This window comes from Mycobacterium sp. TY814, assembly GCF_030755175.1.
Taxonomy (GTDB): Bacteria; Actinomycetota; Actinomycetes; order Mycobacteriales; family Mycobacteriaceae; genus Mycobacterium.
Map to the genome: position 1 here is coordinate 136,824 of NZ_JAUFRY010000001.1, position 16,057 is coordinate 152,880.

Annotated in this window: 9 protein-coding genes; 6 read left to right on the plus strand and 3 right to left on the minus strand. The window is 65.2% G+C overall.

Annotated features, from left to right (window positions below):
- Positions 1-410 precede the first annotated feature (410 nt).
- Complete coding sequence (locus QXH22_RS00425; protein ID WP_306240789.1) at positions 411-668, minus strand: hypothetical protein; 258 nt, start codon at positions 666-668, stop codon at positions 411-413.
- Positions 665-6,619 (minus strand): DUF6531 domain-containing protein, encoded by a 5,955-nt coding sequence (locus tag QXH22_RS00430; RefSeq protein ID WP_306274685.1) that lies wholly within the window; start codon positions 6,617-6,619, stop codon positions 665-667. Before QXH22_RS00430 ends, QXH22_RS00425 begins: the two co-directional genes overlap by 4 nt.
- Before the next feature lie 165 nt (positions 6,620-6,784).
- Between QXH22_RS00430 and QXH22_RS00435 the strand changes: the two genes are divergently transcribed.
- From QXH22_RS00435 to cydC, 6 genes are all read left to right on the plus strand, one after another.
- Entirely contained in the window at positions 6,785-8,116 is a 1,332-nt protein-coding gene (locus QXH22_RS00435) for an adenylate/guanylate cyclase domain-containing protein (protein ID WP_306240791.1), read from the plus strand.
- Between the two features lie 49 nt (positions 8,117-8,165).
- Positions 8,166-8,735: an HdeD family acid-resistance protein gene (locus tag QXH22_RS00440; protein WP_306240792.1), complete on the plus strand. Its 570-nt coding sequence runs from the start codon at positions 8,166-8,168 to the stop codon at positions 8,733-8,735.
- An 83-nt stretch (positions 8,736-8,818) separates the two neighbouring features.
- Positions 8,819-10,288 (plus strand): cytochrome ubiquinol oxidase subunit I, encoded by a 1,470-nt coding sequence (locus QXH22_RS00445; RefSeq protein WP_306240793.1) that lies wholly within the window; start codon positions 8,819-8,821, stop codon positions 10,286-10,288.
- A gap of 23 nt (positions 10,289-10,311) precedes the next feature.
- Positions 10,312-11,352: a cytochrome d ubiquinol oxidase subunit II gene (gene cydB, locus QXH22_RS00450; protein ID WP_306240794.1), complete on the plus strand. Its 1,041-nt coding sequence runs from the start codon at positions 10,312-10,314 to the stop codon at positions 11,350-11,352.
- Positions 11,353-11,408: 56 nt separating this feature from the next.
- Complete coding sequence (gene cydD, locus QXH22_RS00455; RefSeq protein WP_306244230.1) at positions 11,409-13,022, plus strand: thiol reductant ABC exporter subunit CydD; 1,614 nt, start codon at positions 11,409-11,411, stop codon at positions 13,020-13,022.
- Positions 13,009-14,673 (plus strand): thiol reductant ABC exporter subunit CydC, encoded by a 1,665-nt coding sequence (gene cydC, locus QXH22_RS00460; protein ID WP_306240795.1) that lies wholly within the window; start codon positions 13,009-13,011, stop codon positions 14,671-14,673. The genes cydD and cydC overlap by 14 nt, the downstream gene beginning before the upstream one ends.
- Here cydC and QXH22_RS00465 read toward each other — a convergent pair.
- Positions 14,648-16,042 (minus strand): bifunctional lysylphosphatidylglycerol flippase/synthetase MprF, encoded by a 1,395-nt coding sequence (locus tag QXH22_RS00465; protein ID WP_306240796.1) that lies wholly within the window; start codon positions 16,040-16,042, stop codon positions 14,648-14,650. The two genes, cydC and QXH22_RS00465, sit on opposite strands and share 26 nt — an antisense overlap.
- Between the last annotated feature and the right edge of the window lie 15 nt (positions 16,043-16,057).

A 16,057-nucleotide genomic window follows, 5' to 3' on the forward strand; every position in this document is an offset into this window, starting at 1 on the left:
CAACGAATTCCAGTGACGACCACAAAGGCGGAATTCCGCGATCCTCTAGAAAGTCCGCTAACTGCTCGAAACCCGGGACAGCAAGAGGTGCCCCTGCCGGCCATACCGCCTCGCATTCGTCACAGACCCGGAGTTCCTCGCCCGTGTCGATTACCCGCATCTGCAAAACTTCACCTTGTTCGCAAGTTGGGCAGATAATGGAACTATTCATCGCATATGTACCGGGTAAGCAGTTATAATTTAATTTGTTCCTTCTTCTATAACGATTCGCACTTCGGTCTCGCCATCGGTTGCTACGCTCCAAATTGACTTCAAAACTATCTGGATCTCCCCGGCACAGGTGTTCCTCTCTTGGACCAGGCCTCATCCACCGTGCGCCGCTGACGCTCGAAGATAATTTCTATTTCCTTTTATTCGTAAATCTTGGCCGCTAGCATCATTTCAGCAAAAAACGACCACGTTGCTTGTTGCGATAACTCGCGGCCTGTATTTATGTACAATTGTTCCACGGATCCGAGCCAGGCCGACAGAGCATCTAGGAACGAAAAGATGTCTCTATTTTCCCACGACTCTTGATCATCGAGAAAATCGTAAGCCAATTGTTCTATGAATTGTGCTAAACTTGATCGGTCGATGACCTTCAATGCCATATCATCGATACTTGTCATGGCCTCCCTCTCACTCTCACAGACACTCCATCATTTTTTGTACCGAACTTGCGACCCCATTCGACCAGGTTGTCTTCAATGGGGACTCGCTTAAACGGTATCTCCATTACGCCTGCCTGTTGATATGCCCACAGCCTCCGATTATCAAAGCTGTAGATCTTTTCGTTATATTCAACAATCCTGATCGGAGGCACATCGGTAGGATGGAGGCGGCCACTTTCTAACATACCGATGAATTCTTGGACACTGGCGCCGTTACTGAATTTAGAGCCAATTGAGTCCTGGGTGAACCTTACATGGTGGGGATTGATGAACCCAGAAGTAGGGACGCTGCCGGTCTCACCTGTCGGACACGGCATCAACCCCAACGGATCCGTCTCGACGGTCGGATTCCGCGGATAGCCATAGGGATTCGGCGCCGGAGCCAACCCCAAAGGATCAGCAGTGCAGTACCGCCCAGTCGCCGGCTGGTAGTACCGATGCCGGTTGTAATGCCACCCGGTCTCGGCATCAAAATATTGCCCGGGGAACCGCAGCGGCGTGGACACCTCCCCCGCCCAACTCGTCTGCCCCCACAGCCCACCACTGGCCCGCCCAGCCACCGTCGCCGCATCCGGATCCACCAGATGCGTCGGCGTACCCAGATGATCGGTCACCAACGCATAAAACGCACGATCCACCTCCGGTTGCGACCACACGCCACCACCAGAACCAACCCCCGCCGCAACCGGCGCACCGCCCAGACGCAACGGCACATCCACACTTGACTCAACAGCCGTATGAACCTGCGCCAACGGCGTCACCGCCCCCGGCAAATAACACCACGTAGTCGTCGCGCCACCCACCCCGCCGGTCGCAGTCTGCTCCACAAGCTGATCGCCCAGCCACGCAAACACCACCGACTCCCCGGTGCTCCCGTTGGTCTTACGGGTCCGCCGACTCGCCGGGTCATACCCATACGTCCAGGTCTGACCATCCGGAGTCGTGACACTACGCAACCGGTCATAGGCATCCCACCGGTAATGCCACACCTGCGCCGTGCGGCTCAACCGCCGGCTCACCGTCCGCACCAACCGCCCCGCCCGGTCATAGCTGTAACGCGAACGCCCATCATCAACCAACAGCGTGCCGCGATACTCCCAACGCCCAGCACCACCAGAAGACCCCGCCACCACCGCAGTGCGAATGTTGTCACTGGCGTCATAACCGAACCGCTCGGCCACCACACCACCCACCGCCACCGCATCCACCCGGCCCACCGCATCCAACCCGTACCGCATCTGCACCTGATCGACAATGCGCACACTCAACGCGCCATCAGGCCGATAACCAAACGACGACCCAGTCAACACACGACCAACCGGCGCCGAACCAGCCCCCAAAAACAGCCGCCCCTCAGCCGACGCGATCCACGACTGCGCCGACAACCGCCCCACCGGATCAAACTCACACTCAACACTGGTGCGGCCGACCTCCATACGAGTAATCCGCCCCGCCGCATCACTGCCCACATCAACGACCCGCCCCGCCACCCGAAGACCACTGAGCACACCACGGCTGTCATAGCCGTACTCCGTGCGCACACCACTGGGACTACCCACACCCACCAACTGACCCGCAGCGTTAAACGACGCCGTCACCAACTGCTCATCCCACACCCCCACCCGCACCCGCGAACCCACATCAAACGAGTACGTTCCGGCACCGTGGACGTTGGCCGCCCCCAACAACTCCCCACCCACCCCATACCGATACCGGGTGACCTCACCGGCAAAATCCCCGGACTCACCGAAACCGGCTGCCGCACCGGTGATTTCCTCGACCGGCCTACCAAGCGCATCGTAGGAGTAGCTGATCGACTGGCCCGCGGCGTTGGTTTTCTCGGCCAGACGGCCCGCGTCGTCGTAACGGTACGTCGTGGTCGCGCCATTGAAGTCGGTCTCCGACTGCAGGCGACCGTCGGCGTAATACGTGTAGCGCCAAATCAATCCGTCGGGATTGACGACCTCGATGAGTCGACGCGCGCGGTCGTATCGGTATTCGGTGCGCGCACCGTCTGGCGCAATCTGGGCGGTCACCTTGTCGTAGAAGCCGTACTCGAACCTGGTAGTGGCGCCCAACTCATCGGTCTGCGCGACGCAGTTACCCTCGCCGTCGTATGTCCAGGAACGAACGGTTCCGTCGCCGGCAACGCGCTGCAGCACACGACCTTCGGCATCCCTGGTGACAGCGGTGCGGTATCCGCGCGGGTCGGTCGCTGACACCGCCCGACCGAACCCGTCGTATTGGATGACCGTCGTGTTGCCGTCCGCGTCGGTGAGCCTCGTGGGTAACCCGGCGGCGTTGACGACGATGTCGGTGCGTCGCCCTTCTTCGTCGACCGTCGCAACAACAGCGCCGGTCCGGTTGTACTCGAACCGCTTACTCGCTCCCTGGGATGTCGCCTCCACCACGTTCCCGAAGGCGTCGTAGGTCAACAGCACCGGTGAGTGGCCTTCGCGCAGAATCCGATTGGGGTGACGCGGACTGGCGTATTCGTAGCGTGTCACCGCGCCGAGCGCATCGGTGATCGTAGCGATGTCACCGTGCTCGGTGTACTCATAGCGTGTCACCGCACCGGACGGGTCGGTTACCACCAGCGGATCACGCCATCGGTTGAATTCCGTTGTGGTGAGCCGTCCGTCGGGATCCATCACCCGCCGGGGCCGTAGGTCGGCGTCGAACTCGTACGCCGTCTGTGCGCCGTAGGCGTCGGTGAAGGTCGACACCAGCCCGTCGGCGGTGGACAGGAAATCGAAGGTACCGGCCCACACCCCGTCGGTGCCCTGCTGGCTGGCGATCCGTCCTTCGGCGTCGTAGACGTTGTCGTAGTGCGAGCCCACCGAATCCGTCCAGGCGGTCATCTGATGGTCACCGTCATAGACGAAAGTTGTTGTCGCACCGCATCCGTCGGTGACCGTAGCCAGATCACCGCCGGCGTAACCGAAGCGGCGGATCGCAACACCTGCGCCGTCGACGGGACCGGCCAGGTCGTAGCCGGTTATCCGGGCGCCGTCCGAATGCACGTCGATGCGGTAGCCGCCCGAATGCGTGACAGCCCTCGGTATGCCGTTGTCGGTGTAATCGAACAGGATTCGGTTCTGGTGACGGTCGGTGATCGCCGAGATCAACAGCACTCCGACGCCCAGATCGGTTCCGTTGAGCCCAAGCTTGGGTTCGAAGTGATAACTGTGTTCGGTGTCCTGGCTGAACAACCGGTATCCACCGCCAGTTGTCCTGAACAACAACCAGTTCCGGCCGTGTCTCGGTTGCTGTGGCGCATCGATGCTCGGATGGGCGAATGCCAGCATCGTTCCGTCGGCGTCGACCGTGGTGACGCCGTCGTCGCTGACCACCACCCGCGCATCGAACGTCGAGGTCCACGACGGCCCGAACCAGATGCCGCGGCGATACTGCGACCGGTGCTGGCGCCGCAATACCAGTGGCAGGACCCCGGGCAATTCGATATCGGTCATCGGCAGGAAGTACTCGCCGGTCGCCATGTCCACCGGCTCACCGTTCGCGCAGCGATCAGACGGTTGGTTGGAACTGCCCGGCTCCCGGGCATCGTCGGCGATGTCACGATCCCGCTCGGCCTGCGTCAGCGGATCGTGTTCGTTGTCGGGAAGGTGCGGGTCCCCCGGTCGCCCCTCGTGTGGGCCCGCAGCAGCCGGCGCTCTCTCACCCGCGAGTGCAGTTCTGTCCCCGACGCCGACCGGGGTGTCGGTCGGGCCATGCGCACCGCCGTCGGTCAGCGGACTCTTGACATGCGAGGGCGCACTGCGGGCGCCCGCAGCGTCGCTCGGCGCCACCGGTGCAGCCTTGGCGGCTTCGGCCGCCTGACCCGCCGTATGCGCTGCTCCCCCAGCTGCCGCGCCCGGCTTGGTTGGCACATCGGATAGGGCGTGAGGCGCGGGATCGGGCGGACGAACCGGCACTCCCGACGGCTCGACCGGGTGCACCTGGACAGGCGGGATCGGTGCATGCTCGGGCGGATGCGCGCCCGGCGCCGACTCGGAATGCGGCGTCACCACGGGATCCGAGGCCACCGGAGGCTCGTCATGGGGTGGTTTCACCAGTTCGGATGGCGCCGGCTCGGCAGTGCGCGGGATCGCCTCGGTGCGCGGTGACTCCACCGGCTCGACGGGGACATGCGCGGCGGGACGCTCGCTCAGCGGCGCCTCATGAGGCTGGGCCGGTGCGTGAACCTGCGCCGGCGGTTCGCTCCGTGGTACCTCCGACGCCACCGGATGCACCGGCTCGGCGGGCGCCGGCTCCGCCCGCGGTACCGGGCTCGGTTCAGCAGGGCGCTCAACCGGCGGATGCGGCGCCGGCTCCGCCGCCGTCGGCTTGACCTCCGCGGCCGGTATCCCAGGCTGCGACGGCGGCGCGGGCCCGTCCGGATGCTCGGCCGGCAACGCGCTCCGCGACGGCGGTTCCGGGCCGGGCGGGGGCTTGGGCGGCTCGATGATCGGAGCTTTCATCTGATCCAGGTCGTGAGCGACCTGGCCGGCCCGCGAACCGATGTCTCCGCCAACCTCTCCGGCGCGCCCAAGCAGACCGACACCGTCGTGGGTGGTCGCTCCCAACTTCGACTCCAACCCCACTCCGGCTTCCCCGGCGCGCGCTGAGGTCTCGGCAGCGGTCACCGCGGGCTTGGCCTCACCCACGCCCGGGATGAAGAACTGCGCGATATCACCAACGTTGTGGCCCAAGCCACGCAACGGGTGATCGGAATTCCAGTCGTTGTAGTCGATCAACGCTTTAACCCGATCCAGCACACCCTGCGGGTTGGTAGCCAGCTGGGAGGCGAGGATTGGCGGGACGGCCATACCCAACGTGTCCGACATGCCTTTCCAGCTGTCCAGCGCGCCACTGAAGTCATAGAGGAAGCGACTCGGGTCCAGCGCCTCAATGCCCTGCACCGCCCCGGCGACGCTGTGGATCACGCCGTTCTCGATGTCGATGTAGCCGTTGACCACCGGTGCTACCACGGGGAACTCTTTGCTGACCCACCGCTCCAGGTCGTCGGTGACCCCGTCGACACCGCTCATGACCTGCTGAAACGCCCACGCAGCGGCGTCCGCTTCATCTTTCATGTGGCTCAGCACCACTTTGATGTCGTTGGCTATCGCTTTGACGGTCGCCAGTGGATCGCCGTCCTGGAAAAGGGATACCGCCAGACCGACCAGGCCCCCGCTCATCGGGTTCAACCGGTTGAGTAGGTCCCGAATCGCGTTCTGGGTGGCCTCGACCTTGTCGGCAAACGCCGTCAGCGAGTCCGCGACCTTGCGACACTGGTCCGCAACGGCGCCTACCTTGTGGCCGAGATCGTCAATGGCCGAGGACATGAGGTCGGCCTCGGGCAGCTGCTGAGCAGCGAAAAGAGCCTTCCTGCCGCCCACATCTGCGGAGGTGTGGCTCAATGCGTCGGCGTAGGAGGTCCAGGCCCGGGCCGCCGCCCGCATCGAAGCTGGATCGCCGTCCGGCCACAGGTCCCCGACGAAAGCCTCCACCACCGCCCACAACGCCGGAGCCGCGATGCCCGGACCGAACGGACTCGGCATTGCGGGTGCCTGCGCTGGGGCAGGACACGGAGGAATCGGCAGTGACGGCTGGCCTCCACCCGGCACGGACATCGCGTTGCTCAGCGCATAGTTGTACGCCGACATCTTGACGCCGTAGCCCATCCGCTGACACGCGCTGATCGCCGCAGCTCCGGCGGCGAGCACCTTCGTACCGGAGTTGAGGTACTGCGTCCCGAACTTGACCCCGGCTCCATCGTGACCCGAATTCACCCGCGAAAAGCCGCCGGTCAGGGCCGATAGCGCGGCGGCCAGCGCGCCGGCGTCGCCGGACAGCTTGTCCCCGACGGCCGACAACTCACCCGGGTTCACCTCCAGCGGCGCCACCGATCACCTCCCTTCGCGGCGTCAGCAACAGTATGGCGATTTGTGCAGGCAGGCCGTCCCCGCACGGACAAGCCGGAATGCGGACGCCGGTCGTGATGTTGCTCACTGAGCAGAACGCGGCGGCAAGACCGCTCGTCTGGCCAGGTCAACAGTTAGGCTTTATCCGTGGCCGCTAAAAAATGCGGAGCCCGATCGGTCGGCGCGGACGGCGTAGAACGCCGGCCGAACTGTGTGGCCGCCGTCCGCTCGCCGGCTCGCGACCTGCGGCAGCACTACGCCGCCAGCGCCGCTCGCCGGGCACGCATTCTCAATATCGCTGCCTGGATGTCGGTCGTGGTCAGCGCCAGCTTCATCGGCGTGCAGTTCTTCATGGGTTCGTGGCTGTGGGAAGTCCTCTGGATCAACATCGCCGCCATGGTGATTTTTGCGATCGTTCCGTTGCTGCACCGCTTCGGGGAACTGGTGGCGCCGCTGACGTTCATCTTCACGGCGTACACCACGGTCTTCGCCAGTTGCTGGGAAGTCGGCACCGGCTCGGGCGCCAAACTGTTCTTCCTGGTCGGTGCCTGCCTGGTGGTGCTCGTGCTGGGCATCGAGCACATCGTGCTGGCCGGCTTCCTGGCCGCGCTCGCCGCCGCTCTGGTCATCACCGCCGAGCTGGTGATACCCCGAGACACCGGCCTGCAGCCGCCCTGGGCGCAGACAACAGGCTTCGTCATCACCACGCTGTCGGCATGTGTCGTGGTGGTGGTGACCGTCTGGTTCGCCCTGCGTGACACCGCACGCGCCGAGGCGGCGATGGAAGACCAGTACGAACGCTCGGAAGCGCTCCTGGCCAACATGCTGCCCGCCAGCATCGCCGAACGCCTCAAGGAACCGGAGCGGCGCGTTATCGCCGACAAGTACGACGAAGCCTCGGTCCTTTTCGCCGACATCGTGGGCTTCACCGAACGCGCCAGCAGCACCCCGCCCGCCGAGCTGGTCAAATTTCTCGACCGCCTGTACAGCGCCTTCGACGAACTGGTGGACAAGCATGGCCTGGAGAAGATCAAGGTCAGCGGCGACTCCTACATGGTGGTCAGCGGCGTCCCCCGGCCCCGGCCGGACCACGTCCAAGCTCTGGCCGACTTCGCCCTCGACATGGCCGACGTCGCAGCCGCGCTGAAAGACCCGCACGGCCGCGCGGTGCCGCTGCGGGTCGGCCTGGCGACCGGACCCGTGGTGGCCGGCGTAGTCGGATCGCGCCGCTTCTTCTACGACGTCTGGGGTGACGCGGTCAACGTCGCATCCAGGATGGAGTCCACCGATTCGGTCGGCCAGATTCAGGTTCCCGACGAGGTCTATGAGCGCCTCAAGGACGATTTCGTACTGCGCGAGCGCGGGCACATCGACGTCAAGGGCAAGGGTGTGATGCGCACCTGGTATCTGGTCGGCCGCAAGACGCCCGAGGAGACCGCCGACCTGCGGACCGAGGACGCCGAAGCCGCGCACGTCTGAGGTCAAAAGCCCCTACCCCGGAACCACCACATGCGCCACACTGGTGCTCATGGAAAACAGTTCCGCAACGTTGCCTCCTCCGAGTTTGCTGCCACATCTCTGGAAGACCACGCTGATTTCGGGCGTTTTGTCACTGGTCGTCGGCGTAGTGATCGTGGCGTGGCCAGGTATGTCCGTGCTGGTCGCCGCCATTGCGTTCGGCGTATACCTGCTGATCACCGGCGCCGCGCAAGTCGCCTTCGCCTTCGCGCTGCATGTGTCCGCGGGCAGCCGCATCCTGCTATTCATCAGCGGCGCAGCGTCACTGATTCTGGCCGTGCTGGCCTTCCGGCACTTCGGTAATGCCGTTCTGCTGCTTGCCATTTGGATCGGTGTCGGCTTCATTTTCCGCGGTGTCGCGACGACGGTCTCGGCCATCAGCGATCCGGCTCTGCCCGGTCGTGGCTGGCAGATTTTCATCGGCGTCATCAGCCTGCTTGCCGGAATCGTGGTAATGGCCTCACCGTTCGACTCGATCCTCACCCTGGCTCTGGTCGTCGGCGTCTGGTGCATCGTCATCGGCGTGTTCGAGATCGTGTCGGCATTCGGCATCCGCAAGGCGTCCCAGAACCTCAGGTAACCAGTCCCCCAATTCACAGACGTTAGCGATGGCCAACCACAACTACTACACTCTGTCGTAGATGCAGCCTGGGGAGTAAACAGATGAACGTCGTCGATATTTCGCGGTGGCAGTTCGGTATCACGACCGTCTACCACTTCCTTTTCGTGCCGCTGACCATCGGCCTGGCCCCGCTGCTCGCGATCATGCAGACCGCATGGGTGGCGACCGGCAACGTCGCCTGGTATCGCTTGACGAAGTTCTTCGGCAAGTTGTTCCTGATCAACTTCGCGATCGGGGTGGCAACCGGGATTGTGCAGGAATTCCAGTTCGGCATGAATTGGAGCGAGTACTCGCGGTTCGTCGGCGACGTCTTCGGCGCGCCGCTGGCCATGGAGGGCCTGCTCGCGTTCTTCTTCGAATCGACGTTCCTGGGCTTGTGGATCTTCGGCTGGAGCCGGTTGCCGCGCCTGGTGCATCTGGCCTGCATCTGGATCGTCGCGATCTCGGTGAACGTGTCCGCGTTCTTCATCATCTCGGCGAACTCGTTCATGCAGCACCCGGTGGGCGTGCACTACAACCCGCAGACCAAGCGCGCCGAGCTCAACAGCATCGTGGCGCTGCTGACCAACAACACCGGTCTAACCGCGTTCAGCCACACCGTCACCGGCGCGTTGCTGACGGCCGGTACGTTCGTCGCCGCCGTCAGCGCGTGGTGGCTGGTCCGGTCACAAACCACCACCGTCGACCCGGGGACCCGGGCCATGTACCGGCCTGCCACCGCATTAGGCTGCTGGGTCGTCCTCGTGGCGACCGTCGGCCTGTTCTTCACCGGCGACCACCAGGGCAAGCTGATGTTTCAACAGCAGCCGATGAAGATGGCGTCCGCAGAGTCGTTGTGCGACACGCAAACTGATCCGGACTTCTCGATTCTGACGGTCGGCCGGCAGAACAACTGCGACTCCCTGACCCGGGTCATCGAGGTGCCTTACGTTCTGCCCTTCCTCGCCGAAGGCAAGACCGAGGGCGTCACGCTCCGGGGCGTGCGCGACATCCAACAGGACTATGTCCAGCGATTCGGGCCAAATGACTACCGGCCCAACCTCTTTGTCACCTACTGGTCGTTCCGCGCGATGATCGGGTTCCTGGCCATCCCGGTGTTGTTCGCCCTGCTGGCGCTGTGGCTCACCCGGGGTGGGCGGATCCCCAGCCAGCGGTGGTTCGCCCGGTTCGCGCTGCTCACCATCCCGACGCCGTTCCTGGCCAACATCGCCGGCTGGGTGTTCACCGAAATGGGCCGACAACCATGGATTGTGGCGCCGAACCCCACCGGAGACCAGAACGTGCACCTCACCGTCGCCGCCGGCGTCTCACACAACACCTTCGCCATGGTCGTCACCTCGCTGGCCACCTTCACGCTGGTTTACGCCGTCCTGGCGGTCATCTGGTTCTGGCTGCTTAAGCGCTACATCGTCGAAGGACCGCAGGAGCACGACGCCGAACCGGCCGCGCCGCCGCCCGAGGACCAGGACTCCGACCAAGAGCACGTGAAAACCCTGTCCTTCGCCTACTGACTGAGCCCGAAAGGAGCTGACACATGAACCTGCAACAGTTGTGGTTCGGCCTGATCGCGGCGCTGTTCCTCGGCTTTTTCGTCCTCGAAGGCTTCGACTTCGGCGTGGGCATGCTGATGGAGCCTTTTGCCCGGGTCAGCAAGGGTGACCGAGAAGCACACCGGCGCGCCGCCCTGAACACCATCGGCCCGGTGTGGGACGGCAACGAGGTCTGGCTGATCACCGGCGGCGCCGCGATGTTCGCGGCGTTTCCGGGTTGGTACGCCACCGTGTTCTCGACGCTGTACCTGCCGCTGCTGGCGATCCTGTTCGGCATGATCCTGCGGGTCGTGGCGATCGAGTGGCGTGGCAAAGTCGACGACACCAGGTGGCGCGGCTGGGCCGACTTCGGCATCGCCGTCGGATCATGGCTGCCCGCAATCCTGTGGGGCACGGCCTTCGCGATCCTGGTGCGCGGCTTGCCCGTGGACGCCGACGGTCAGGTCAACCTGTCGATCACCGATGTGCTCAACCCCTACACGCTGCTCGGTGGCGTGGCCACCGCCGCGTTGTTCCTGTTCTACGGCGCGTTGTTCGTGGCGTTGAAGACGGCGGGCGACATCCGTGACGACGCACACCGATTCGCGCGCTGGTTCGCACTGCCGGCCACCGTTTTCGTTGCGGGTTTCGGGGTCTGGACGCAGCTGAGCTACGGCAAGGACTGGACCTGGGCCGTGCTGGGAGTCGCTGTTCTCGCGCAACTGGTGGCCGTGTTGCTGGCGTGGCGGCAGGCCTCCGACGGGTGGGCCTTCGTATGTGCCTTGCTGGTCGTGGCGAGCGTGGTGGTGCTGCTGTTCGGCGCGCTGTTCCCGAACCTGGTGCCGTCAACCCTCAACAGCCAGTGGAACGTCACGATCTACAACGCATCGTCGACGCCCTACACGCTCAAGATCATGACCTGGGTGGCCGCGATCATGACACCCTTGACGGTGGCCTATCAGGGATGGACGTATTGGGTTTTCCGGCAACGTATCTCGGCTGACGGCATCCCTCCGTCGATCGGCCTGACCAGGCGCCCGTCCTGAGCGACAGAGGCTCTCGGGCACCGCTGGACCCACGACTGTGGCGGGCATCGGGCGCGCTGCGTCGGTTTCTGGCCGCCGAGGTGGCCTGTGGGGTAATTATCAGCGGCTGCGCGATAGGGTCGGCGATCGTCCTGGGCAGCATCGTCGCCCGGGTGGCGATGGATCCGTCGGCACGTAACCTGCGCAGCTGGCTCGGACCGCTGTCAATCCTGGCCGCGTTCTGGTCTTTCCGCGCGATCACGCACTGGCTGCAGGCGCGGCTAGGGCAACGGGGGGCCAGTGCCGTGATCGCCGACCTGAGCGGTCAGGTGTTGACCGCAGTCACCGCACGTCAGCCCGGCGAACTGGCGGCCCAGCGTGACGACGCAGCGGTCGTGGTCACCCGGGGACTGGATGGTCTGCGCCCCTACTTCACCGGCTACCTGCCCAACCTGCTGCTGGCCGCGATCCTGACACCGGCCACCGTGGCCGTGATCGCCCTCTACGACCTGAAATCGACGCTGATCGTGGTGATCACGTTGCCCCTCATCCCGATCTTCATGGTGCTCATCGGATTGGCCACCGCGCAGCGATCGGCGTCCTCGCTGGCCGCCATGACCACGCTGCAATCACGCCTACTGGATCTGGTCGCCGGCATTCCGACGCTGCGTGCCCTGGGCCGCGCGTCAGGCCCCGAGCAGCGCATCGCCGAACTCAGTGCCGCCCATCGCCGTTCGGCGATGGCCACCCTGAGAATCGCGTTTCTGTCGGCACTCGTGCTGGAATTGCTGGCCACCCTGGGTGTTGCGCTGGTCGCGGTCAGCATCGGCCTCCGCCTGGTTTTCGGTGAGATGAGCCTGACCGTTGGCCTCACCGTGCTTCTGCTGGCACCTGACGTCTACTGGCCGCTGCGACGCATCGGAGTGGAATACCATGCGGCCCAGGACGGCAGGGCAGCCGCGGACAAAGCTTTCGCGCTCATCGGCGAACAGGTGCCGGTCGGACCGAACCAGGGGTCGGTGGTCGCTCGCGGGGCACAGATCCGCGTCGAGAATATGAGCGTGGCCGGACGCGACGGTTACGCGCCGCGGCAGCTGAATGCGGTCATCGAACCGGGTGAGGTGACCGTGCTGACCGGACGCAACGGCGCCGGGAAAAGCACCACCCTTCAGGTGATCGCCGCCCTCACCACGCCGTCTTCGGGCCGGGTCACCGTGGCCGGAATCGACCTCGCCGCACTGGAACCCACGCGATGGTGGCCCCAGATCTCGTGGCTACCTCAACGCCCGGTGCTGATACCGGGCACCGTCCGGGCCAACCTCGAGCTGTTCAGCCCGCTGGTCAATCTCGAGGATGCTTGCCGTGCAGCCGGATTCGACGCGGTGCTGGCTGAATTGCCGGCTGGGCTGGATACCGTACTGGGCCGCGGCGGCGTCGGACTGTCGCTCGGGCAGCGGCAACGGTTGGGCCTGGCGCGGGCCCTGGGCTCGCCGGCGCCGGTGCTGCTGCTCGACGAGCCGACCGCACACCTGGACGCCGACACCGAACAACGGGTGCTGACCGCCGTCGTTGCGCGCGCCCGCGCCGGCGCGACGGTGGTGGTGGTCGGGCACCGTGGCCCGGTGGTCGCGATCGGCGACCGGGTCGTGGACGTGACCGCCGGGCGTGAGGTGCGCTATGCGCCGGTCTGATTCTGCAGAGGGTCGCCGCCAGAATCTACTGAGCACCGCAGATCTGTTGCGGCCCCGACTCCCCCGCCTCCTGGCCGCCATCGCACTGGGCGTGCTGGCGCTGGGCAGCGCGCTTGCGCTGGCCGGGGTGTCGGCATGGCTGATCACGCGCGCCTCGCAGATGCCGCCCGTTCTCGACCTGTCCATCGCAGTGGTCGCCGTCCGCACCTTCGCCATCTCCCGTGGCGTGCTGCGCTACTGCGAACGACTGGTCACCCACGACGTCGCCTTGAGGGCTGCGGGCACGGCCCGCGAACAGATCTATCACCGTCTCGCTAATGGTCCGGCGGCGGCGGCCGTCCGGCTGCACAGCGGAGAGTTGGTCGCGCGAGTCGGATCCGACGTCGACACGCTTGCCGATGTGCTGGTGCGGGCCCTGGTGCCTATCGGTGTCGCGGCGGTGCTGTCGGTGGCGGCCGTGGCGGTCGTCGGGATCATCTCGTTGCCGGCAGCGGTGGTCTTGGCGCTATGTCTGGCCTTGGCCGGTGTGGTGGCACCCCGGCTGGCGGGACGCGCCGCCGCCACGCAGGAAGCGATTGCCCGTCAACATCATTCGCAGCGCGATACCGCGGCCATGCTCGCCCTCGACCATGCGCCCGAACTCCGCGTCGCGGGTGCACTGCCGAATGTCATCACCGAATCACAACGGCAACAACGGGCTTGGGGCGCAGCGTTGGATGCCGCCGCCAAACCGGCCGCCTTCGCCGAGGCCGTACCGACCGCCGCCATCGGGGTCAGCGTGATCGGCGCGGTGGTGGCCGCACTGGGCATGGCACCCACCACGGCCCCGACGACGCTGGCCGTCTTGATGTTGTTGCCGCTGTCGGCCTTCGAAGCCACCAGCGTCCTGCCGGCCGCCGCGATCCAATTGACGCGGTCACGAATTGCGGCACGTCGCCTGCTGGAGCTGGCGCCGCCGGTCGCCGAACCCGACATGGAAAAAGTATCCCCAGCCAGGCCGCTGGGACGGCTGTGCGCGCGGATGACGGCGGGCCACGAGGCAACACGCACCCTCGACGCCACGATCGATCTGCCGCCGGGTGCGAGGCTGGCCGTGACTGGTCCCAGCGGCTCAGGCAAGACGACCCTGCTGATGACACTGGCCGGGCTCATCCCGCCGGTGCAGGGACAGGTGACCCTGGACGGAATCGACCTGCAGCGCATCCGGGAGGACGAGTTGCGGCGCGCAGTCAGCTTCTTCGCCGAAGATGCGCATCTGTTCGCGACCACCGTCCGGGACAACCTGCTGGTGGCCCGCGGCGACTGCGATGACGAAGAGCTGACGAAGGCCCTGACGGCGGTCGGCCTGGGTGACTGGCTGTCCGGACTACCGGAGGGTCTGTCCACCGTGTTGACTGCGGGCGCGCAGGCGGTGTCGGCCGGTCAGCGCCGGCGGCTGTTGCTGGCCCGCGCGCTACTCTCCCCCGCGTCCATCGTGCTGCTCGACGAACCCACCGAACACCTCGATGCGGCGGATGCTGACCGGATCCTGCACGAGTTGCTCGACCCTGGCCGCGATCTGATGCCCGCCACCAGAACCGTGGTGGTGGCGACTCATCACCTGCCCGGTGATCTCGATTGCGCGGTCACAGCTGTCGCCGGCGCGGCATGAATTCCAGAGAGAGCAACACGAAGGCCAACGGCACGATCTGCGTCAACGACAGCAGCGCATAGCGCCGGGCGTCCTCGGCGTGGAACTTGTGCAGGTACCGGGCAAGTGACTCAAGAGCGATCAACGGGTCCAGCACATGGATCAGGACGTAGCAGCACCGCTTGAACCAGCCTTGCCTGTCGTCACCGAACAGCTCCGGAAAAGCCGCAAAGGCCAGCGACACTCGTTGGGCTCCTTGCTCTTTAGCGGCGTTGATCATATCGACGCTGAGCCGCTCGTCGATTCCGTTCGGCGACCCGCGACGCCGCCACGGCACGTCCAGGGTGACATCGGCGCCGGCGCCGGCGGTCGCGTATCGGTGGAAGCCCTGCACGATTCCGTCGGCGTCCCTGGCGATGATCAACTTCGTCCCGGGATAGCGACCCTCCAGCACCCCGTCGAGATTCATGCAGAAGCCGCGGTCGGTATGGGCGCCTTTGGCCGAAGCCAGCAGCACCGCCGTCAGCTCGGCACGCAGCTGCGCATCGAGGTCCTGCTCGGCCACGATCTCGGTGGTGATGCCGGCATTGTGCGTCCGGTTCACCGCCTGCCGCAAGTTGCGGAACCTGCGGCCCACGAGCTCGAAACTGGTGGCGTCGACGACCACGTCCCGGCCAATCGGTATGGGGCGCAACGACTGTCCGACCGCTGAGGGGGTCCACAGCGCGAGCCGGCGCTCGCTGCATCCCAATACCACCATCCGCCAGCCCCGGGAATGACACACGGCGGCGAAATCGGCGACCAGAGCCGGGAATCGCTTTTCATCACCGATCGGGTCCCCGCTGACCACCGCGAACCCGAACCTGGTCCGGTATGCGAGCGCCGCGGTGGCGTCGTCGTTGAAGTGATAGCACTTGCCGGTCTGCATCACAAAGGGCGCCAACGGGTCCTGTTGGGTGGCATCGACCAATGCCCACACCCGGGGCAGGTCCTCCGGCCGGGCACGTGCGGGCATCGGCCACATCAGTGCCAGCCCCGAACCGGCAATCAGCAGTTGGCCCAGCAGGTTCATCGCCAGCACGTGGGCGCCCAGGCCGACCACAAGAAGCGATCCGGCGGACATCGCGTGCACCGCCGTCACCGGACGTCCCAGGTAAATGCCGCGCGCGATCAACGCCACCGCGGCCAGCATGGTCAGCGACCACACCAGACCTCCGCCGTCCTGCCAGTCCTCGTGCCGACGGTCGCGGGCGAATATCGCGATCAGCCAGCAGGCCGCGACGAGCACCCCCAGCGCGCCGACACAGCGGGCTGCAAGGGAATCGACCTGAACCACAACGCGTTCGTGCCGGTGGATGCGGGGCACCAGACCAATTGACGGTTGTTTCATTCGCACCTCCCGACT